Here is a 21200-nt window from a genome sequence, read left to right on the forward strand (position 1 = left end):
ATCGCTGCGGGGGTGTCCATGGTCAGTTTGAGCTTTCGAGATCAGACCAGGTTTGGGAGTAGCGTCATGAACATGACTCGTCGGAATCTCTTGTCTGGCAGTTTGGGAAGCGCGATCTCGGCACTTGCACTCTCGGTCGGCCGAGCGGATTACGACGGTCCTTTGTTGAGCGCGGTCGAAGGTGGCGAAGATTTCTGGCTTGCCACTGATGCCTACGTCTTCGGCTATCCACTCGTGACAATGGAGGTAACGCGACGGGTCATGACCAATGTGGCCTCCGTCGAGGGCACGCGCGGGCCTATGGGGCAATTCATCAAGCTGCGGACCTATCCCGACGCAAGCTTCAGGGATGTGACGGCTCCGAACGCGGATACGCTCTACACCAGTGCGTGGATCGACGTGGGAGACGAGCCCTGGGTCGTCGGGATTCCCGACATGAAGGACCGCTATTTTCTGTTTCCAATGCTTGATGGCTGGACAAACGTATTCCAGGTCCCGGGCAAGCGCACGACGGGTACCAGGGCGCAGACTTATGCGATCACAGGCCCGGGGTGGAAAGGCAAGCTGCCTGCCGGCGTGAAGGAATACAAGTCGCCCACGAGCATCGTATGGATTCTGGGTCGCATCTACTGTACCGGCACACCTGAGGACTACGCGGCGGTGCACGCCGCCCAGGATGAGTGCAAGCTCTTCCCCCTGAGCGCCTACGGGAAATCCTACACGCCTCCAGCTGGCAAGGTCGATTCGGCGATCGACATGACCACCGCGGTGCGCGAGCAGGTCAATCGTATGGACGCCGTGGCCTATTTCAGCCTTCTGGCTCAACTGATGAAACGGAATCCGCCGGCGGCCGCCGACGCTCCTGAGCTGGCCAAATTCGCGAAGATCGGTCTCGTTCCGGGCAAGGATTTTGACGCCAGCAAACTCGACGCCGATTTTGCGAAGCGCATCCCGCAAGTCGGTTTCGACCGCATCATGATCCAGTTCAAGGTCAACAAGGCCATCAGGAACACGAACGGCTGGGCATTCGACACGGAGACCGGCGTCTACGGCACCGACTACCTCAATCGCGCCCTGGTCACAGCCATCGGGCTCGGTGCCAACCGGATCCAGGATGCCTGCTATCCGACGTCGCAGAAGGACGTCGATAGCAAGGATTACGTCGGCAGCAACAAGTATGTGATGCGCTTCCCGAAGGGGCAGCTTCCTCCTGTCGGTGGCTTCTGGTCCCTGACGATGTACGACGAGAAGTACTTCTTCGTCGCCAATCCGATCAACCGCTATTCGATCAGTGCTCGTCAGAATCTCAAGCCGAATCCGGACGGAACGATCGACCTCTATATCCAGAAGGACTCGCCTGGAGCGGACAAGGAATCGAACTGGCTGCCCGCACCCGCCGGCAAGTTCGTGCTGATGCTGCGGATGTATTGGCCGAACGAGAAGGCGCCTTCGATCATCAACGGCAGCTGGTCTCCGCCGGCCGTCAGGAGGGTTGCGAGCAGCTGATCGCAAGGGGCCAGCAGGGCGGAGCCACGCCGGCAGCAGCTCCAGCTTAAGGTCTGGCAGAACCTGAGGAGCTCAGGATGAAGGTTGCGCTTTTGTCGGCGGCACTTCTCGCAGGCCAACCGGTCACGCCTGTTTCTGACCGCGTCCCCCATTTGAATGTGGAGGTGCTGTGCAAGGCGACGGTGGCTGATGACAAGGCAAATGGAGTCGTTCTGGGTCAGAGCCTCCAGGAATGCATGAGCGATGAAACAGACGCGCAGCAACAGCTGAGCGCCCTCTGGACCGCAAATGCCGGTCCTGTCCGGGATCGCTGCGAAGCCGAGGCAACTTCAGTCCCCTACGCTCAAAGCTACGTTGATCTTCTGTCTTGTATTCAGGCTGCTGAATCGGCGAACCCGCGGCCCTCGGCGCCTCTCAAGGGCGCAAGCAAGAACCGAAATGCGAAATAGCTCTGTCAGAAACCTGAAGCGAAGGAGGGCGTCATGCGACACGGAACTCATTTCTGGTTGGCCGGTGCCATTATCGTCTGCGCAGCCATGGGCGCGGTGCAGTGGTCGGAAGACGGTGGCCTTTCATTCTCGATCCAGAGCGCAGAGGCCCGCGTCGGGCGACCGGCGACTCCAGCGAGTGTCGCCGGCGTCGCGCGTCGAACGACGCGCCGTGCCGTCGTCGGTGGAGCAGCGGTGGGCGCAGCGGCCGCGGGAGCCGCTGTCGCGGCGCCAGCTTGTGCCCGCGTGCTGGTCAATGGCGTCTGGGTCTGCCGCTAGGGCTTGATCCGGAAAAGTGTGCAGCGGTCTTCCGAAAGATCAGGCTCAAACAACCAGCCGAGCTGTCCTTGGGAGTTGATCGCCGCGACCGCGCGCGCCGCCCTCTGCGTCGCGCGGCGGTTTGAATGAGGCGATAGCCTCACTCCCCGCCCATCACGGTCCGCGTCAGCGCGCTCCGCGCAAACTTCTTCAGCGGCATCGGCTTGCCGAACAGGTAGCCCTGCACGTGGTCGAAGCCGAGCTCGTTCGCGGCGACGAGGTCGGCGCGGCTCTCGACGCCTTCGGCGATGGTGCCCGCGCCGTAGCCGTGCGCGAGCTCGACGATGTGGCGGCACACCGTGCGCTTGAGGCGATCATTGCCGCTGCCGGTGACGAAGTGCCGGTCGGCCTTCAGCTTGATGAAGGGAATCTTGTCGAGGTCCATCAGCGACGGCCAGTTGGCGCCGAGATTGTCGATCGACAGGCCGATATTGTGCAGGCGCACCTCGCGCGCGACCTCGGCGAGAAGATCGAGGTCGCGGATCGCTTCCTCGCTGTCGATCTCGATCGTCAATCCGCCGAAGGCCGGATGCGTCGGCATGCGACGGCAGAGGTCGCGCGCGGCTTGCGGCTCCTTCAGATATGATGCCGGCAGGTTGATCGAGAGATCGACCGGGCTCTGCTGCTCCAGCAGATAGTGCCAGTCCTGCACGGCGCGCTCGATCACGAATTCCGACAGGTCGCGCAGATGCGGATCGTGGGGCTCGGGAATGAAATAGGCGGGCGGTACGACGCCCCAGGTTGGATGCCGCATCCGCACCAGTGCCTCGGCGCCGCTGCGGATCAGCGTGCGCGCGTCGATCTTGGGCTGGTACCAGAGCTCGAGCCAGCCGGCATGCAGGGCCTCGCCGACATATACGGCCGGGCTCGGCGCCGGCTCCTCCGGCAGCAGCATCGCGATGCGCTCGCGCAGCGTCTCCGCGGCAAAGGGCGTCGTCAGCGGCGGCAGCATCGCAAGGCCATATTCCTCGCCGACCTGCTGCACCGCCTTGACGATGATCGACTCGCGGGCGCCCACGGCAAGAACCTTGCCGTCGAAGGCCTCGCGCACCAGCGTCTCCAGGAATTTCCCGGGCTCGATGCCGTCGGCGGCGATGCCGAGCAGGATCAGGTCCGGCAAGTCGGCGGTCAGCACGGCTTGCAGCTCTTCGGCGTTGGCGCATTCGCTGGTGACGAAGCCGAGATCCTCCAGCACCTCGGCGAGGAAAGCGCGCAGATGGCGCTTGCTGTCGGCGACGCATGCGCGCGGCATCATTTTTCGCCGCCCGAAGGTTTTGGGCCTTCGTCCGGCGAGCTCTACAAGTTCATCGTTCATCGCAACCACTCCCGTTCCGCGACCGGTGTTAGCGATGGGAGCAGTTTCAAATATGGAGAGCTTCAGCCGATTGTTGAATTATCTGGGTAACGTTAAAGCGCTCAGCACGTCTAAAATTGTACGGATGTCGCTAGAGAAGTTTTTACGTCTGAGCGTGCGTGACGGTTGCGTGACACCGTCATCGCCGAAGATTCCCGCGCGTCGCGGTCCGTGCGCAGGAAGCATCGGTGTCCTGCAATAGGACGAAGCCGTTTGCGTTTCGCCCAATTGAATAATGGACGCCTCAATTGCTTGTGGCCTTGTCGTGTTGCGCCATCCCGACCGCCTTGTAATCGTAGGTCGGATAGAACTCGGTGCGGTAGGGACCCCACGCGGTGTCCTCGATGACGCGATTGACCTCGCGTAAGCGCGAGGCCGGCAGGCGCAGCGTGATCACCTGGCCGATCCCCATCATCACGTACCAGCTCACGACTTCGACGCCGGGCGGCGGGAAGGATTTGTAGTAGCCTTGCTTCTCGAGCTGTGCGTTCAGCTCGTTCAGCGGGCGGGACTGGTCGTGTTTGAAGAAGACGGTGAGCAGCACAGCGTTGTCCGCGGTCGGCGCCGCATTGCCCTGCGGCGGCGACGTCTGCGCCGTCGTCGCCGATGTGAGCGCCAGCGCGCCCGTGAGCAGCGCCACCATCGTCAATGTCAATCGAGCCGGTCTCATCGCGACCTCCTTCTCAATGCTTCTGCGGAGCATCGGAGGATAGTTGCAGCGGCCGTGAGCGACGAACTCATTTTCGCGCGATGCGCGCATGTTCCGTCTGCGCTCGTGACAGTTCTGCGACAATGCGTCCGGCCGCGACGGCCGAAGTGTGAAATACCTCACATGCGCCTTGCTGCACCTGCGCTATTGCTCCGCACAGCCGGTGGTGGGCTGTCGAGGATTACAGCTATGTCGATGCGGCGAATGGTCTATTGGTGGTTCAGATTCGTGCTGTCAGGGCGATTTATGGATCGCTTCCTGTGCCTGCCGCGTTAGCTGCGCGCCTTATCGTTTGAGCATGATCTCGTCGGAAAACCGCTGCACACTTTTCCGGATCATGCTCTAGGTCTGCCCGATCAATTTGCGAAACGCCGCCGCGCCGTCCTGCACGGCGTCGCGTCCCTTCCAGGCCAGATAGGAGAGCTTGCCGCCGAGTGTGTCGTGGCTGCGTAGCCGTCGTGAGCCGAGGATGTGACCGACATTGGAGGGGAAGCGGCTCACCTCGGCGGATACCAGTGCCGCGATCGCGTCCATCAATTGCTGAAGGCGGACGCCCCATTCGCTGGCCTCGATGCCGTCGATGCGGATCTTGAGCGCATGTTCGGTGTCGTAGATCTCAGCAAGCAGGTCGCGCGCGACCAGCACGCGGTTGTGCCGGAGCGCGACCCGTAGGGCGAGGCGCTTGTCGTCGAGCCTGTCGAGCACCATCGGCACAACGCAAGCATAGGGCGTCGCGGCGACGTCGGCGGCGCTCTTGCTGGCGGCCGCCTTGGTGGCGAGGCGCACCAATTGCCAGGACGTCTTCAGGCGCCGTGCCACCAGCGTCAGTGCGTAGGGCAGCGCTTCGGGATGGGCCTTCTTGAAGGCGTCGAGCTGCGCGGTGATCTGCGCGACCTGGCCATCGTCGAATTTCGCGATCTTCTCGGGCAGCTTCTCGTTGAACTTCGGCAGCGCGTCGCCGGCGCGCAGCACATGCTGCATCTTTCTTACGTCGTCGAAGGCGGCGCGCGAGGCGGTGTACTGCGCGAGCTTGCCGCGCGCGAACTCGGTGCTCTCGGCTGAAGCCAGCGTGTTCTCGAGCACCTTGATGACCTTTGTCTGGAAGATCGAGGCGGTCTTCAGCACTTCCTTCGGGTTGTTGGCGGCGACCTGGTCGTTGATCGCCTTGATGTAGTCGCGCGCCATGGTCGGCAGCAGGTCGCGGCAAATCCACTCCCAGATCGGGGTGAGGGTGTTGCGCGAGATCCGCCCGATATTGGCATGCTCGGGCGCGCCGTCGATCAGCAGCAGCTCGAGCGGCGCGAAGAAATAACGCGACGGGCTGGTGGCGCGCGCCTGGTTGGATCCGTCCTTGCGAAACTCGGCGCGCAGGCGCGCCTGGATCTCGGCCGAGCCCGGCATGTCGATGCCGCAGAGCTCGAGCCGCTCGAGCTCGCTGAGCAGGCAGCTGCGCGACAGCGGCGTCAGCCTCTGCAAGAACTCGGACAGCCGATTGATCTCGTTCATGGCACGCAATTCTTTCGCAGCGTTTCCCGCAAGAACCCTACAGGCCCGAGGCGGGGAGGCATTTGCGCGCTCTCAATCCTGCCAAGAGAAGCAAGTCATTGTTAATTAATCCGTAAAAACCAGGAGCCGCGCGGTCCGGCCGGGACGCCGTGGTTAAGGCGGTTGCCGCGCGCCGGTTCGGGCTTTGACCGGAAATCTCAACTCTGGCGCGGTGAGCAGCGGCGACCCGCAAGCACAAATTGTGCCGATGTCGACATTTCAGCACAAAACGGTCAAAATCACCGTAGTCTTACGGAGCAAAAAGTTAACCACAGACCGGGGTGGGTTCCGGTAAACGGATCACATGGGGTCACAGAATGATACGGCCACTGATTCGCGGCCGTCGGAATGGTATGAGAGCGGCGCTGCTCCAACTGATGAGCTCGATTTCGTCCGCCTGCACGCGGCTCGGGCCAAGGCCGCCGACGAAATGGCCGCCGCCATCGCCCGCGAGCTCAACGGGCCCCTGACTGCGCTGCTGCTCTACATGGGCGAGATCAAGCATCACAGCGATCAGCTCGCGCCTGTCACCAGCGACCGCGCCTATTTGCAGCGGGTGGTGGAGAATGCGCTGGCGCAGACCGAGCGCGTTTGCGGCCTCGTCAAGCAGCTTGCCGGTCCTCACAAGGGCGTCCTGCCGGCCCCTTCCAGCACCGAAGACGCCGAATTGAAGCCCGCCCGCGCCGCGCAGCCGCAGCGCCTGCCCAGCGCCGAGCTTATCGGCCTGTCCGGTCAGAAGCGGCTGACCAAGCGCGAGCGCGAAGTTCTGCGGCTGATCAGCGAGGGCTATTCGAACAAGCAGGGCGCGCTGCGGATGCAGATCAGCCCGCGCACGTTCGAGAGCCATCGCGCCGAGGCGATGCGCAAGCTCGGCGCGCGCAACACCGCGGACCTCGTCCGTGCGGCGCTGCTGCATTCGATCGATTGAGATCCTTGTATTGCCCGGGCCTGAGACAGGCCGGAAATCCCGACCGCGCTCAGAAATAGTCTTCCGCGAAGGGACGCGCGCGCGAGCCGGACCGCAGCGGCTTGGGCTCTTCCTTCGGCGCGTTGGGGATGATCGTGATGGTCCAGCGCGGCGGCATGCTCGATTCCTGCTCCAGCACCGAACGGACGAAACCAGTCACCGTCGCCTCGCCAGACTTCACCGTCGCCATGCGGCCGTTGAACTGCGCGATGCGGAAGCGACGGACCTCTTTCTGGTCCGCGGTCTCATAGGTGAACATGGAAACCCTCCTGGTTTTCGGCGACTATCACCACCTATGATTAGCCATCTCTAAAAATCCCAAACCGTAGAAGTACGGCGGGCTTTGCACGCAGTTTTCTACCTCTGCGTCTCCTGCGCGCGCGCCGCGTCAAAGGCGGCATCCATCCGGTCCAGCAGATCGTGGAATTCGCTCTCCTCAAGCGTCTCCGCCGTTTTCTCCAGTCGCAGCGCCAGCGCCGCGAGCCTGATATAGCCGAACGTCCCGGCCGCGCTCTTCAGCGAATGCGCTTCGCGCGCGATCCTGGCGTGCTGCTGCGCGAGCGCGAGCGTGCGGAACGATTGCAGGCGTGCGCAGGTCTCGCTCCAGAACACGGTGCGCACTTCCTGGGCACCGTCCTCGCCGATCTCCGCCACCAGCGCCTCATACGCTCCTGGCTCGCGCGCGGGCTCGGCATCGACCGCTTTCCGAACAGGCGCGACGGTCACTTCAAACATGGCTTTGCCTGTCCTGATTGCGGTTCATCGATCGCGCGGCGCGTGCGGCGCGAGCCCCGTGTGTACGGCATTCGCATTTCAGTTCCGGTAGCAGGACGGAGCGTGTTTGCGCGCCGGCGTTAGCCTGGGGTTTACCATGCGCGGGCGCCGGTCAGTGCGGGCCGAGCAGCCGGTCGTACTGGGCCTTCACGGTGGCGTAGCATTCGCACGCGGTCTGGCGCAGCCCGTCCAGATTGAGGATCTGGATGTGCCCGCGGCTGTAATGAATGAAATTGGCCTGCTGGAGGGTGTTGGCGACCAGCGACACGCTGTTGCGCCGAGCCCCGATCATGTGCGCCATCGCCTCCTGGGTCAGCAGCAGCCGGTAGTCGCCCGACAAATCGTGGGTGTGCAGCAGGCAGCGCGACAGCCGCGACTCCACCGGATGGGCGACGTTGCAGCCCGCGGTCTGCTGCACCTGGGCGTAGACCGCCAGCCCGTGGCGCGTGAGCAGCGTTCGCAGGCTGCTGCTCTGCTCGGCCGCGCCGCGCAACCGGTCGAGATCCATCACCGAGGCGACGCCGGGAACCAGCACGATGGCGGTGTTCAGCGCGCAGGCATCGCCCATGGTCGAGAGCGTCCCGAGCAGGCTGTCGCGGCCGATCATGGCGACCTGCACATGCTCGCCCTTGGCGAGCTTCACCACCAGCGAGATGACGCCGCGGTGCGGGAAGAAGGCGTGCCTGAGCGTCTCGCCGGTCTCGACCAGCACCGCGTCATGCGGCAGGTCCACGGTGCGCAGATGCGGGCGGATCAATTCGTAATCGTCTGCCGACAGCGCGGACAAGAAACCGTTGGATGGGCGCACCATCGTTTCCAAAGCTGTCTCCCGTCTCCCGCACCAGCAAAGTCGGGGCAAGCGAAATCACTCCCCGCACAGGTAGTTTCATCATCTGCCCGTCGGGATATATTGGCAATTGGGACAAGACGTCCGGTCGCGCCGATCGCCGCGACGCTGTGTGCATCACGGCATGCAGCCGGCGCCATCGTCACGGCAGGGCGCCGACCAGGCGCATATGCTGGGCTTTCACCGCCGAATAGCAGCCGCAGGAGGTCGTCTCCAGCGCCTGCAGGTCGACGATTTCGATCTGGCCGCGGGTGTAGTGGATGATGCCGGCCTGCTGGAGCGCATGTGCGACCAGCGAAATGGCGTTGCGCCTGACGCCCATCATGTGCGCCAGCGCTTCCTGCGTCAGCGGAAGCATCTCGCTGTTGGAGAGGTCGCGGGCCCGCAACAGCCAGCGCGCCAGCCGCGCCTCGACAGGGTGGAGCGTGTTGCAGAGCAAAGATTGCTGGGCGTGCGCGAGGATGGCCTGCTCATGGCGGACCATGAGGCTGCGAAACGGCGCGCTCGCGGCCGCCACCGCCCGGAATGCCGCGATCTCCAGCATGGAGGCAGTTCCAGGGAATAAGACCACCGCGTGCGCCGGCGCGATGCCGTCGGCCAGCGCCGCGCCGGCGCCGACGACGCTGTCGCGGCCCAGCATCGCGACCTCGATCCTCTGTCCTTCGGACAGACCCACCGTGATGGAGACGGAACCGTCATGCGGGAAGTAGACGTGTTTCAGCGCGACGCCCGCCTCGCCCAAGACAGACTCCCTGACCATTGCCACCGTCGCCAGATGAGGACGCAGCAGATCGAAATCGGCCGCGTCGAGCCTTTCCAGCAATTGATTGGGTGGGCGGCTGCTCGCGGTCATGCAGGTCAATCCGGCACATGCGACGGATGATTGGCGCCGCGCACGTTCGTCATCCAGTTGCACGGCGATAAATTCTATTGCAAAGGTTGTGTATCGTCCATATCGCCGTTAGGGGCAGACAGCCTGCCGCATTCGCGGCGAAACAAGAACGGGCGCTGATTCGCTCAAGGGTCTTGCGCACCGCTTCCTGCAGCCATCGCAGGAAAAAGCGGCAAGGGGCTTTCATGCGCCGGGATTACTGCCCGGCGGCGGCGTTGCCACGGCGCGCGGCTGGGTTAGCGCGGGAATGGGCGCCGCGGCCGCGGGGTAACCGTCCGTTTACCGCAAACGCGAACTTCGCAAATCCAGGCAAGCGGGGAACCGATGGCCGCGAGAGCGCTGCCGCTTGCGGGCCGCGCGATCCGGTGTCGCGCGCCTCACGCGTATCGCCCTTCAGAGGCACGGCTTTCTCGCGCGGCTCAGCCCGCCATTGTCATTGCGTTTACCTCACGCGCTTTGCCGCCGCAGCGCGGCGCCGGTTTTGTCGAAAAACGTTTTCGCATCCGGCCGAACGGCAAACTTCTCTTCAATATCCGTATTAGGACGGAGGCTGAAATTAACGGGACCGTGAAAGGGGATGTCTAACGATCCAGAAGCGGACTTCCGTCGATTGCCAGGCGCGACGGCTCGGGCGTCCAGGTGCAGGTCCAGGTCAGTAAGGCGTAGCTCATGGATGATCTGTTGCGGGAGTTTTTGACGGAGACCAGCGAGAGCCTGGACACCGTCGACAATCAGCTGGTGAAGTTCGAGCAGGAGCCGAACAACGCCAAGATTCTGGATAACATCTTCCGCCTCGTCCACACCATCAAGGGCACCTGCGGCTTCCTTGGCCTGCCGCGGCTCGAAGCGCTGGCCCATGCCGGCGAGACCCTGATGGGCAAATTCCGCGACGGCATGCCGGTGACCGGCCAGGCCGTGACCGTGATCCTGTCCTCGATCGACCGCATCAAGGAGATTCTGGCCGGCCTCGAGGCAACCGAGGCCGAGCCGGAGGGCAACGACCGCGATCTCATCGACAAGCTGGAAGCGATGGTCGAGCAGGGCATGGCCGCAATGGCGGCAGGTGCTGCCGCTCCCGTTGCTGAAGCCCCACCGCTGGTGCCGGAAGCGCCCGCCGCTGCACCCGCTCCTGCAAAAGAGATGACCACGGGCACGCTGATCGACCAGACCCTGGAGCGCCCGCTGCGTCCGGGCGAGGTCTCGCTCGACGAGCTCGAGCGCGCCTTCCGCGAGACCGCGATCGAAGCCCCAGCCCCCGCGCCCGTTGCCAAGGCCGAGCCCGCACCTGCGCCGGCTGCCGAAGCTCCCGCTCCCGCAGCGAAGGAAGCCAAGGAAACTGCAAAGCCCGCCAAGGAGAAGGCCGCGCCGAAGAAGTCGATGGCCGACGAGAGTGCCGGCGAGGGCGACCGCATCGCCAACCAGTCGATCCGCGTCAACGTGGACACGCTGGAGCACCTGATGACCATGGTCTCCGAGCTGGTCTTGACCCGCAACCAGCTGCTGGAGATCTCAAGGCGCAACGAGGACACCGAGTTCAAGGTGCCGCTGCAGCGCCTCTCCAACGTCACCGCCGAGCTGCAGGAGGGCGTCATGAAGACGCGCATGCAGCCGATCGGCAATGCCTGGCAGAAGCTGCCCCGCATCGTCCGCGACCTCTCCAGCGAACTCGGCAAGCAGATCGAGCTGGAGATGCACGGCGCCGACACCGAGCTCGACCGCCAGGTGCTCGACCTGATCAAGGACCCGCTCACCCACATGGTGCGCAACTCCGCCGATCATGGCCTGGAGACCCCCGCCGAGCGTCTCGCCTCCGGCAAGGGCGAGCAGGGCACTATCAGGCTGTCCGCCTATCACGAAGGCGGCCACATCATCATCTGCATCGCCGACAATGGCCGCGGCCTCAACACCGAGAAGATCAAGGCCAAGGCGCTCTCCTCCGGTCTCGTCACCGAGGCCGAGCTCGAGAAGATGAGCGAAGCCCAGATCCACAAGTTCATCTTCGCGCCCGGCTTCTCGACCGCGGCTGCCATCACCTCGGTCTCGGGCCGCGGCGTCGGCATGGACGTGGTGCGCACCAATATCGACCAGATCGGCGGCACCATCGACATCAAGTCGGTGGCCGGTGAAGGCTCCTCCGTCACCATCAAGATCCCGCTGACCCTCGCCATCGTCTCTGCGCTGATCGTCGAAGCCGCCGGTGACCGCTTTGCCATCCCGCAGCTCTCGGTGGTCGAGCTGGTGCGCGCCCGCGCCAACTCCGAGCACCGCATCGAGCGCATCAAGGACACCGCGGTCCTCAGGTTGCGCAACAAGCTGCTGCCGCTGATCCACCTGAAGAAGCTGCTCAAGATCGACGACGGCGCGGCCTCCGATCCCGAGAACGGCTTCATCGTGGTCACTCAGGTCGGCAGCCAGACGTTTGGCATCGTCGTCGACGGCGTGTTCCATACCGAAGAAATTGTCGTGAAGCCGATGTCGACGAAGCTCCGTCACATCGACATGTTCTCCGGCAACACCATCCTGGGCGATGGCGCCGTCATCATGATCATCGACCCCAACGGCATTGCGAAAGCGCTCGGCGCCGCCGCTGGCTCCTCGGCCCATGACATGGCCGACGAGAACGGCGCGCACCACATCGGCTCGGGCGAGCAGACCACTTCGCTCCTCGTCTTCCGCGCCGGCTCGTCCCAGCCCAAGGCGGTCCCGCTCGGGCTCGTCACGCGCCTGGAAGAGCTGCCGGCCGACAAGATCGAGTTCTCGAACGGCCGCTACATGGTGCAGTACCGCGAGCAGCTGATGCCGCTGGTCGCCATGGAGAGCGTCACCATCGCCAGCCAGGGCGCCCAGCCGATCCTGGTGTTCGCCGATGACGGCCGCTCCATGGGCCTCGTCGTCGACGAGATCATCGACATCGTCGAGGAACGGCTCAACATCGAGGTCGGCGGCTCCTCCTCCGGCATTCTCGGCTCGGCCGTGATCAAGGGCCAGGCCACCGAAGTGATCGACGTCGGCCATTTCCTGCCGATGGCGTTCGCCGACTGGTTCACCCGCAAGGAGATGAAGCCGTCGATGCATTCGCAGTCGGTGCTGCTGGTCGACGACTCCGCCTTCTTCCGCAACATGCTGGCTCCGGTGCTCAAGGCCGCGGGCTACCGCGTCCGCACCGCGCCGACCGCGCAGGAGGGCCTCGCCGCTCTGCGCGCGCAAAGCTTCGACGTGATCCTGACCGACATCGAGATGCCCGACATGAACGGGTTCGAGTTCGCGGAAGTGATCCGCTCCGACAACAACCTCGCGGCGACGCCGATCATCGGCCTGTCGGCGCTGGTGTCGCCGGCGGCAATCGAGCGCGGCCGGCAGGCCGGCTTCCACGACTATGTCGCCAAGTTCGACCGTCCCGGCCTGATCGCGGCGCTGAAGGAGCAGACCGCGGGCGCGGCCGGCGCCTCCGAGCTGAGCCGGGCCGCGGCCTAAGAGCATGATCCGGAAAAGTGTGAAGCGGTTTTCCGACCAGATCATGCTCAAACAAAAGAGCGGCTAGGACGAGGAGAGACGATATGAGCAAGAAGACGCAAGTTGGCGAAGGTGCCATGGTCGAATACGTCACCGCGATGATCGGCGGCCAGCTGTTCGGCCTGCCGATCTCCCGCGTCCAGGACGTGTTCATGCCCGAGCGCGTCACCCGTGTGCCCCTGGCCTCGCGCGAGATCGCCGGCGTGTTGAACCTGCGCGGCCGCATCGTCACCGTGATCGACATGCGCGCCCGGCTCGGCCTGCCCAAGGCCGAGGACGGCAAGGCGCCGATGGCGGTCGGCGTTGACCTCCGCGGTGAATCCTATGGCCTCCTGATCGACCAGATCGGCGAGGTGCTGCGCCTGCCCGAGGCCGGCATGGAAGAGAACCCCGTCAACCTCGACCCCCGCATGGCCAAGCTCGCCGGCGGTGTCCACCGTCTCGACGGCCAGCTCATGGTCGTCCTCGACGTCGACCGCGTGCTCGAGTTGAAGACCGAAGTGCAGATGGCTGCGTGAACCAACGAAACATCGAACCCGGAGAACCAAAATGAAGACATGTTTGGTGGTCGATGACTCCAGCGTCGTGCGCAAGATCGCGCGCCGGATCCTGGAGGGCCTGGAATTCCAAGTCACCGAGGCCGAGGACGGCTCCAAGGCGCTCGAGATCTGCCAGAAGCAGCTGCCCGATGCGGTGCTGCTCGACTGGAACATGCCCGTGATGGACGGCTTCGAGTTCATGGGCCACATGCGCCGCCTGCCCGGCGGCGACCAGCCGAAGGTGGTGTTCTGCACCACCGAGAACAACGTCGCTCACATCGCTCAGGCGCTCAGCGGCGGCGCCAACGAGTACATCATGAAGCCCTTCGACAAAGACATCATCGCCGACAAGTTCGCTGAAGTTGGTTTGATCCCGGTCGGACAAGCCATGGTCTGAGTGTGTCTGGCCTGACGTTTGGGCCAGAGTGTTCCCAGTACAGCTTCGAAGAGGCTATCCGTGACCCCGACCGAGTACGAGTATCTGCGTAAGTTCCTGAAGGATAATTCGGGTCTCGACCTGTCCGCAGACAAGCAATATCTGATCGAAAGCCGCCTGCTGCCGCTTGCCCGCAAGGTGGGGCTGTCCGGCATCGCCGAGCTCGTGCAGAAGCTGCAGGCCGGCTCGCGCCAGCTGATCACCGACGTGGTCGAAGCCATGACCACCAACGAGACCTTCTTCTTCCGCGACAAGGTCCCGTTCGATCATTTCCGCGACACCATCATGCCCGAGATCATCAAGGCGCGCGCCGGCAGGCGCAGCGTGCGCATCTGGTGCGCCGCCGGCTCGACCGGGCAGGAGCCCTATTCGCTGGCGATGTGCCTGAAGGAAATGGGCGCGGCCCTTACCGGCTGGCGTGTCGAGATCATCGCGACCGACCTGTCGCAGGAGGTGCTGGAGAAGGCCAAGGCCGGCATCTACAGCCAGTTCGAGGTGCAGCGCGGTCTGCCGATCCAGATGCTGGTGAAATATTTCAAGCAGACCGGCGAGACCTGGCAGATCAATCCCGAACTGCGGGCGATGATCCAGCACCGTCAGCTCAATTTGCTGCACGACTTCGCCCAGCTCGGCACCTTCGACGTCATCTTCTGCCGCAACGTGCTGATCTATTTCGACCAGGACACCAAGATCAACATCTTCAACCGCCTGGCGCGCCAGATCGAGCCCGACGGCTTCCTGGTGCTGGGTGCGGCCGAAACCGTGGTCGGTCTGACCGATACGTTCAGGCCGATCCCGGAGCGGCGCGGCCTCTACAAGCCGAACGACCCGCGTGCCGCCGTTGCCAAGCCGGTGCTCGCCGGCGCGGCGCCGCGCATGGCGGTCATGGCAGGACGATAGGCATGGCCGAGGATGGCAAGGGCACCGAACGCGTGACGTTCAGTCGCGGCTATGATGTCTGCATCATGGCCATCGACGGCACCTGGCGCCGCGACTGCAAGCTCAATGCGATCTCCGACACCGACGCCATCCTCACGGTGGAAGGCTCGATCCAGGGATTGAACCTGAAGGAGTTCTTCCTGCTGCTGTCGTCCACCGGTCTTGCCTACCGCCGCTGCGAGCTGGTGCGGGTCAACGGCGCCGAGATGGACATCCAGTTCCTGCGCGGCAAGAACCGGAAGAAGCGCGGCGCAGCCGGCGGCCACGACGCGGCGGCCTGATCGGCGAGCAGTTGCGCAGGACTGCGCGCTTTCCCCGACGTTGCTTTATATTTGCTGAAACATCTGGAAGAATTTGCCGCGGCGGTTTTACGGCGCCTAAGCGCGAACCGTGTACCCATTGCCGGTCTCAATCTCAGGAATACGGCAATGCCCAGAAGTTCCCTCTCCCCTGTCTCGTCCAACCTGCCCGACGTCGCCGAGCGGCGTGCGCTTCAGCTGCTGGTGGTCGACGACGATGCCACGCAGCGCAGCCTGATCACGGTCGCCGCCAAGCAGGCCGGCCACGAAGTCACCGTGGCGCCGTCCGTGGCGGAAGCCATCGAGAAGCTCCGCGCCGCGCGCTTCGACTGCGTGACGCTCGATCTCGTGCTGGAGGACGGCGACGGCATCGACGTGCTGCGCGAGATGGCGGAGGCGAAATTCGCCGGTGCGGTGATCGTCATCAGCGGCATGGACGGCAAGCGCCGCAGCGCCGCCCGCAGCTTCGCCCGCTCCGTGGGGATCGAGCTCCAGAGCCTGCCGAAGCCGCTGGACCTCGCGGCCCTGCGCATCAGCCTCGCCAATCTCGGCAAGACCGCGATGGGCCTGCCGGCGATTCACACCTGGGGTGGTGTCGCCACCGACGCGATCGTGGAACGGCACCGCGCCTGAGGCGCGGAGCTGCCATGCAATCAGCTGCGGCTGGTCAGCCGCGCTGATTGCGACTTACGCTGCGCTGCCAGATTCGGACAATTGTTGCAGGGCGTGACTGAGCTCCGCCCGGCAGGCGTTGAGGGCGGCACTCGCCGTGGCATAACGCGGCGTGACGTCGTCGAGCACGACAATCTCGGTGGAACCCGCGAATGCGCTGTCGTCCTCGCTCTCCATCGCCGCGTCGATCAGACGCATGCTGATCTCGATGCGCGCGATCAGAGAGCGAAGTTCGGCTGCGATCAACTGACGGCTGTCAGTATCGGCCATCGCGGCGAGCGGGGGTATGCCGGCGTAATTTAGCATGGATATTCTCCGTACCCCGCAATTAGGCACCCTGCCGCTACTTGTGCGTTAAGTCCATGTCCCGTACAAATACGGGTGGGCCGAATCCGCGCCGATCGCCATAACGGTTTGGCGCGGACGCGAGTCCTTCATGCCAACTGGATGTGGCACATGGCCGAACAAAGCTCTCGCGGTGAAATCTTCGTGGTCGACGACGACCCTGCCGTTCGCGACACCTTGTCGATGGTGTTGAAGGCGGCGGGTTATGAGGTGATCTGTTTTGCGGACGGCGCTGCGCTGCTCTCCGTCGCGCGAAACCGCACACCGGCTGCGATCCTGCTCGACGTGCACATTCCCGGAAAGTCGGGCCTCGACATCCTGAAGGAGCTGCATGGCGAGGACTATCCGGCACCGATCTTCATGATCTCCGGGCAGGGCGACATCACCATGGCGGTGGGCGCCATCAAGAGCGGCGCGCTCGATTTCATCGAGAAGCCGTTCCGCGGCAGCGAGATCGTCGGCCGGCTCGACGAGGCGATCGGGGCCTATGCTCGCAGGCAGGCGGAAAACGCCTCGCCGAAATTCGGCTCGCTGCATTTCCCCGGACGCGAGCCGTTGACGCGCAGGGAGCGCGAGGTGCTGGAGCAGTTCGCCTCCGGTGCGTCCAACAAGGAAGCCGGCCGCACGCTCGGCATCAGCCCGCGCACCATCGAGGACCATCGCGCCAACATCATGAAGAAGCTCGGCGCACGCAACGCCGCCGACCTGATCCGCATCGTGATGACCGCGGCCCAGCGCGCGTCGTAAGCGCTGGTTCGTTCTGGGTTCCGGCTCTGCACAGCAGCGCTGCGCGCTGCAGTGCGTCCGGGACACGAGAGCGAGGCCTCAAGCGCTCAGGGCCTTGCGGATGATCCGCGCGAGATCCGACTTGCGGTAGGGCTTCGCCAGCAGCAGCACGCCCGAATCCAGCCGGCCGTGATGGATGATCGCGTTCTCGGTATAGCCTGACGTGTAGACCACCTTCAGATCGGGACGCGTCTTCGTCAGCTCGTCGGCGAGCTGCCGTCCGTTCATCTTGCCGGGCATGATGACGTCGGTGAATAGCAGGTCGAACGGCTTGCCGGTGGCGACGATCGCGAGCGCCTCAGCGGCGTTCGCGGCCTGCAAGGTGACGTAACCCAGCGAATGCAGCTGCGCCAGCACGTAGTCGCGCACCAGCCGGTCGTCCTCGACCACGAGGATCGTCTCGTGTCCGCCCTCGATCGTCACCGGTGTCACGCCCTCTGTGGCCACCGTCGGCGTCTTGCCGGGCGGCAGGTACATCTTGATCGTGGTGCCGTGGCCTTCCTCGCTGTAGATCTTGATGTGTCCCGCGGACTGCTTGATGAAGCCGTAGACCATCGAAAGCCCGAGCCCCGTGCCCTTGCCCGGTCCCTTCGAGGTGAAGAACGGGTCGAACACCCTCGCCAGCATGCTCGCCGGAATGCCGGTGCCGGTGTCGCTCACGGCGATCAGCACGTAATGCCCGGGCCTGACATCGTTGACGCTGGCATAGACCTCGTCGAGATAGGCGGCACCCGTCTCCACGATCAGCTTGCCGCCGCCCGGCATGGCGTCGCGGGCATTGAGCGCGAGGTTGAGGATCGCGGTGGTGAGCTGGTTGGGGTCGACGATCGCGACGCAGTTCTCGTCCTCGAACACCGATTCGATCTGGATCTGCTCGCCCAGGGTCGGCCGCAACAGCTTCGCGGTGTCGATGATCAGCGAATTGATGTCGATCTCGCGCGGCTGCAGCGGCTGCTTGCGCGCGAAGGCGAGCAGATGCTGGGTCAGCTCGGCGCCGCGCGCGGCGGCCTCGTCGATCATCTTGGTGATGGCCGCAAGCTGCGGCTCCTTCTCGACCGCCTCCGCCAGGATCTCGATCGTCCCGGTGATGACGGTGAGGATGTTGTTGAAGTCGTGCGCGACGCCGCCGGTGAGCTGGCCGACCGCCTCCATCTTCTCGGCGTGGCGGATACGCTCCTCGGCCGCGATCTTGTCGGTGAGGTCGCGGTAGAACACGTTGAACAGCAGGCCCTCGCGGCGCTTCAGCGCGGTGACGCTCAGCTCGGCCTTGAATTCCTTGCCATCGCGCCGCCGGCACATGAGCTCGCGGCGGCGGTTCAGCGTCCTACCGTCCTCCTCTTCCAGGAAGCGCTTCAGGCCGGCCTGGACCCGCGCGCGATCGCTCTCGGCCACGATCAGGTCGATCGTGCTCTTGCCGAGCACCTCGTCGCGGCGCCAGCCGAACAGCTGTTCCGCCTGCGAGTTCCAGTTCAGGATCCTGCTCGCCTCGTCGGTCTGGACGAAGGCGTCGAGCGAGGTCTCGACGATGTTGCGGGCGAGCCGTTCGCTCTCTTGCAGGGATTCCTGCGCGAGCCTTGCCTCCGTCATGTCGCGTCCGACGAAGAAGAACCGGTGCGCCTGCTCGGACCAGCTGCCGAGCCATGACAGCCAGACCTCGTGCCCGTTCTTGTGGAAGCAGCGGGTGTCGTCGAGCTTGGGGCGGTCACCGCGCCGCAGCGCGCGCATCTCCGCGCGGGAATGCTCCAGATGATCGGGATGAACGAAATCGGCGCCGCTGCGGCCGATCATCTCGGCCGGCTTGTAGCCGAGAATGGTCTCGCTGCTCGGACTGATCTGCGCGACATGGCCGCGTGCGTCCATGATCATGATCAGATCCTGCGAGGTGTCGAAGATCTGGCGGCGCTCCTCGAGCCGCTGCTGCAGCACGCGCTCGGCCCGCCGCGCCTCGGTGAGGCTGCGCGCGCTGCCGGAGGCGCCGACGATCTCGCCCGAAGGTCCCCTGATCGGCGAGAGGCTGAGCGAGATCTCGACCGGCGTGCCGTCCTTGCGCACGCGCACCGTCTCGAAGCGCTCGATCGGCTCGCCGCTCGCGATCCGCCGCAGATAGTCCTTGCCCTGCTCGCGGCGGTCGGGCGGGACTATGATGGAGGTGGGCTGGCCGATCGCCTCGTCCGCCGAATAGCCATAGAGGCGCTCTGCCGCCGGATTCCAGCCGGTGATGATGGCCGCGAGCGTCTGCATCACGATCGCATCGTCGGACGATTCGACCGCGGCGCTGAACAATTGCTCGCGCGCCGCATGATGGCTTCGCGCGGCCTCGGTGCGGCGATGCTCTCGGACCTCGCGCTCGAGCGCGGCCGTGTTCGCCCTGGTCTCTTCGACCATCTGGGCAAAAGCGCGCGCCAGCACGCCGGTTTCGCCGCTGGCGTCGACCGGAATGTCCGCCGGCCGTCCGCTGCCGATGGCCTCCACCGCCGCGGTCAGGCGTCCGATCGGCCGGGTCAATGAGCGCGCCAGCAGCACCGCGAGCGCCGCCGCGGCGAGCACGGCGAGCACGCCGACGAGCAGGGACGTCTTCTGAATGGCGGCCGGCACGCGGCCGAACACGGCCGGGGGAACGGTCACGATGATCGCGATCCACTCCTTGCCCGCAAGCAGCGCCGGCGCGAGCGCCGCGCCGCTTGGCCGGCCCGCGACGTCGGTCGTGAGGTGCGTCGACACGTCGGGCGTGCCGGCCGCGGCTGAAAAATACGGAAAATCATTGCGCCAGTTGGTGGGATGGCCATGCAACGAGCCGAATTCCCGCGTGCGGTCAGGATTGACGAGATAGTCGCCGCGCGAATTCACGACATAGATTTCGCCTCCCGAGCTCGTCGCCGCGCGGACGCGCTCGAGTGCCGGACGCATGTCGATATTGGCGACGATGATGCCGAACGGCTTGCCCGCCGCCGTGAAAAGCGGCGTCGCGACCCGCAGGGTCGGAATGTGCAAGTCCGTGGTCCCGCCCTGCCGGGTCGCGAGGTCAATCGGCGACACGTAAATCTCGCCCGGCGCGAGCTTGATCGTTTCCTGGAAGTAGGTTCGCTCGGTCTTGTGCGCCAGCTCGCTATTGGGGACGGTCCGTGCCGCCCCATTCGGGCCCGAGCGATCGACGCGGACCAGCTCGCGCTGGTCGTCGTCAATGCCGATGATTCGAAACTGCCCGTAGCTGGGCTTGGCCTCGATCTCGGCCACGAGCCGGGTTGCGATGCGCTCGCGCCAGGTCTGCTCCGAGACGCCGTCAGACGCGTCAATTCCGCCGCCGATGTGAGCGCGGATCAGGCCGTTGATGGCTGCGGCGGAGCGATAGCCGATCAGATCGCCGCGAACGCCGGAAACGTAGGATTCGAGATTGGTCGCCAGCAGCCGCGACTGGGCTTCGACCCGCTCCAGCACGCGCGGAATGACGGCTTGCGTGATGTTGCGATAGCCGAGCCAGCCGACGGCGGCCACGGTCACCGCCACCAGCAGGATCATCGCGATGGCCAGCCGCGTCGTGAGCGTCATGGGGATGTTCGCTGGACGTCCCGTATGGCCACGCTTGTTCTGGACTGGAGCAGAGGAGCCGTCCTCGTCATCGCTGGCCGGAGCTGACATCGGACCTCTCCGGCAGAGTCGCCTCCAGGCAGCCATCGACCGCGGCGAGTAGGGCGCCGGGCCCGAACGGCTTTTGCAGGCTCGCCACCGCGCCGAGCTTGGTCGCCATCTTCAGGAAATCCGGCTCCGCATAGGCGTCCGGCGTGGCCGAACGGCCGGAGATCACGATGATCGGAACGGCCGGCCACTGTGCCCGGATGTGGCGCATCGTCTCCAGCCCATCCATGCCGGGCATGAAGATGTCGAGAAACAACAGGTCGAAATGGCTGGCCTCGAACGCTGCAAGTCCCTGGCGGCCGTCGCCGGCGACGGTGACGTGATGTCCGGCCCTCTCCAGGAGCAGCCGGATCGTGATCTGCACGGCGGGGTCGTCATCCACGATCAGGATGTTGGCCACGTCTGAAATCCTCCGGGGCGGAGGGACATTCCAGCGCCCCCAAATCAAGCCATCAAATATGAAATTGTTGCGCGGATTCCGCCCAGCCTGCAAGCACTTCGCGACGACGCGGCGGTTTTCCGGCGCGGCTCGTCCCGGTGTCGCCATTATGCATGCTTTCGTGCACATGGTCTTGGCGGATGTGCCGCAAAAGCCGGTGGAACTGGCCCGAACGTTTATTCCAGAGTTCGGTGACGGT

General features: G+C 64.6%; 21 protein-coding genes. 11 read left to right on the top strand and 10 right to left on the bottom strand.

Translation table 11 applies throughout. The annotated features are described in order from the left end of the window. Positions 1–66 precede the first annotated feature (66 nt). From WN72_RS02255 to WN72_RS02265, 3 genes are all read left to right on the top strand, one after another. Positions 67–1506: a DUF1254 domain-containing protein gene (locus WN72_RS02255; RefSeq protein ID WP_092217804.1), complete on the top strand. Its 1440-nt coding sequence runs from the start codon at positions 67–69 to the stop codon at positions 1504–1506. A 77-nt stretch (positions 1507–1583) separates the two neighbouring features. Next, entirely contained in the window at positions 1584–1955 is a 372-nt protein-coding gene (locus WN72_RS02260; RefSeq protein ID WP_084334622.1) for a hypothetical protein, read from the top strand. A 33-nt stretch (positions 1956–1988) separates the two neighbouring features. After that, the gene (locus WN72_RS02265; protein ID WP_035730514.1) at positions 1989–2273 is read left to right on the top strand and encodes a hypothetical protein; all 285 of its coding nucleotides are present in this window, start codon (positions 1989–1991) and stop codon (positions 2271–2273) included. Positions 2274–2412: 139 nt separating this feature from the next. On the opposite strand, the gene WN72_RS02270 is transcribed toward WN72_RS02265, so the two are convergent. From WN72_RS02270 to WN72_RS02280, 3 genes are all read right to left on the bottom strand, one after another. Beyond that, positions 2413–3627 (bottom strand): EAL domain-containing response regulator, encoded by a 1215-nt coding sequence (locus WN72_RS02270; RefSeq protein WP_027561917.1) that lies wholly within the window; start codon positions 3625–3627, stop codon positions 2413–2415. Positions 3628–3910: 283 nt separating this feature from the next. Beyond that, positions 3911–4336, bottom strand: coding sequence for a hypothetical protein (locus WN72_RS02275; protein ID WP_027561918.1), 426 nt, complete (start codon positions 4334–4336; stop codon positions 3911–3913). Between the two features lie 381 nt (positions 4337–4717). Beyond that, entirely contained in the window at positions 4718–5881 is a 1164-nt protein-coding gene (locus tag WN72_RS02280) for a hypothetical protein (RefSeq protein ID WP_092217802.1), read from the bottom strand. Between the two features lie 343 nt (positions 5882–6224). On the opposite strand from WN72_RS02280, the gene WN72_RS02285 reads away from it, so the two are divergent. Further along, positions 6225–6848 carry a helix-turn-helix domain-containing protein gene (locus WN72_RS02285; RefSeq protein ID WP_027561920.1) on the top strand — a complete coding sequence of 208 codons (624 nt, stop codon included), beginning with the start codon at positions 6225–6227 and terminating at the stop codon, positions 6846–6848. Between the two features lie 49 nt (positions 6849–6897). On the opposite strand, the gene WN72_RS02290 is transcribed toward WN72_RS02285, so the two are convergent. The 4 genes from WN72_RS02290 to WN72_RS02305 all read right to left on the bottom strand — a co-directional run bounded on the left by WN72_RS02290 (position 6898) and on the right by WN72_RS02305 (position 9361). Continuing rightward, positions 6898–7146 carry a hypothetical protein gene (locus WN72_RS02290; protein ID WP_027561921.1) on the bottom strand — a complete coding sequence of 83 codons (249 nt, stop codon included), beginning with the start codon at positions 7144–7146 and terminating at the stop codon, positions 6898–6900. 98 nt (positions 7147–7244) lie between these two features. Then, a complete protein-coding gene (locus WN72_RS02295) occupies positions 7245–7622 on the bottom strand; it encodes an Hpt domain-containing protein (protein WP_027561922.1) in 378 nt (125 codons plus the stop codon). 151 nt (positions 7623–7773) lie between these two features. Beyond that, a complete protein-coding gene (locus WN72_RS02300) occupies positions 7774–8472 on the bottom strand; it encodes a Crp/Fnr family transcriptional regulator (RefSeq protein ID WP_194482974.1) in 699 nt (232 codons plus the stop codon). 178 nt (positions 8473–8650) lie between these two features. Continuing rightward, a complete protein-coding gene (locus tag WN72_RS02305; protein WP_092217800.1) occupies positions 8651–9361 on the bottom strand; it encodes a Crp/Fnr family transcriptional regulator in 711 nt (236 codons plus the stop codon). A gap of 708 nt (positions 9362–10069) precedes the next feature. Here WN72_RS02305 and WN72_RS02310 point away from each other — a divergent pair. The 6 genes from WN72_RS02310 to WN72_RS02335 all read left to right on the top strand — a co-directional run bounded on the left by WN72_RS02310 (position 10070) and on the right by WN72_RS02335 (position 15759). Next, a complete protein-coding gene (locus WN72_RS02310) occupies positions 10070–12874 on the top strand; it encodes a hybrid sensor histidine kinase/response regulator (protein ID WP_194482975.1) in 2805 nt (934 codons plus the stop codon). 83 nt (positions 12875–12957) lie between these two features. After that, on the top strand, positions 12958–13431 hold the full coding sequence (locus WN72_RS02315; protein WP_028146486.1) for a chemotaxis protein CheW: 474 nt from the start codon (positions 12958–12960) through the stop codon (positions 13429–13431). 31 nt (positions 13432–13462) lie between these two features. Then, positions 13463–13849: a response regulator gene (locus WN72_RS02320; protein WP_027563594.1), complete on the top strand. Its 387-nt coding sequence runs from the start codon at positions 13463–13465 to the stop codon at positions 13847–13849. Between the two features lie 60 nt (positions 13850–13909). Then, the gene (locus WN72_RS02325) at positions 13910–14788 is read left to right on the top strand and encodes a CheR family methyltransferase (RefSeq protein ID WP_092219499.1); all 879 of its coding nucleotides are present in this window, start codon (positions 13910–13912) and stop codon (positions 14786–14788) included. A 2-nt stretch (positions 14789–14790) separates the two neighbouring features. After that, positions 14791–15108: a hypothetical protein gene (locus WN72_RS02330; RefSeq protein WP_027563592.1), complete on the top strand. Its 318-nt coding sequence runs from the start codon at positions 14791–14793 to the stop codon at positions 15106–15108. Positions 15109–15255: 147 nt separating this feature from the next. Continuing rightward, positions 15256–15759: a response regulator gene (locus tag WN72_RS02335; protein ID WP_027563591.1), complete on the top strand. Its 504-nt coding sequence runs from the start codon at positions 15256–15258 to the stop codon at positions 15757–15759. Positions 15760–15813: 54 nt separating this feature from the next. Here WN72_RS02335 and WN72_RS02340 read toward each other — a convergent pair whose 3' ends face one another. Continuing rightward, complete coding sequence (locus WN72_RS02340; RefSeq protein WP_027563590.1) at positions 15814–16104, bottom strand: hypothetical protein; 291 nt, start codon at positions 16102–16104, stop codon at positions 15814–15816. A 150-nt stretch (positions 16105–16254) separates the two neighbouring features. Here WN72_RS02340 and WN72_RS02345 point away from each other — a divergent pair, with 150 nt between their 5' ends. Further along, positions 16255–16890 (top strand): response regulator transcription factor, encoded by a 636-nt coding sequence (locus WN72_RS02345; RefSeq protein ID WP_027563589.1) that lies wholly within the window; start codon positions 16255–16257, stop codon positions 16888–16890. A gap of 78 nt (positions 16891–16968) precedes the next feature. Here the strand turns inward: WN72_RS02345 and WN72_RS02350 are convergent, their stop codons facing one another. Continuing rightward, positions 16969–20565: a PAS domain S-box protein gene (locus WN72_RS02350; protein WP_092219497.1), complete on the bottom strand. Its 3597-nt coding sequence runs from the start codon at positions 20563–20565 to the stop codon at positions 16969–16971. Next, complete coding sequence (locus WN72_RS02355) at positions 20543–20962, bottom strand: response regulator (protein ID WP_092219495.1); 420 nt, start codon at positions 20960–20962, stop codon at positions 20543–20545. Before WN72_RS02355 ends, WN72_RS02350 begins: the two co-directional genes overlap by 23 nt. Positions 20963–21200 lie beyond the last annotated feature (238 nt).

Origin of the sequence: Bradyrhizobium arachidis (assembly GCF_015291705.1) — a bacterium.
Lineage (GTDB): Bacteria > Pseudomonadota > Alphaproteobacteria > Rhizobiales > Xanthobacteraceae > Bradyrhizobium > Bradyrhizobium arachidis.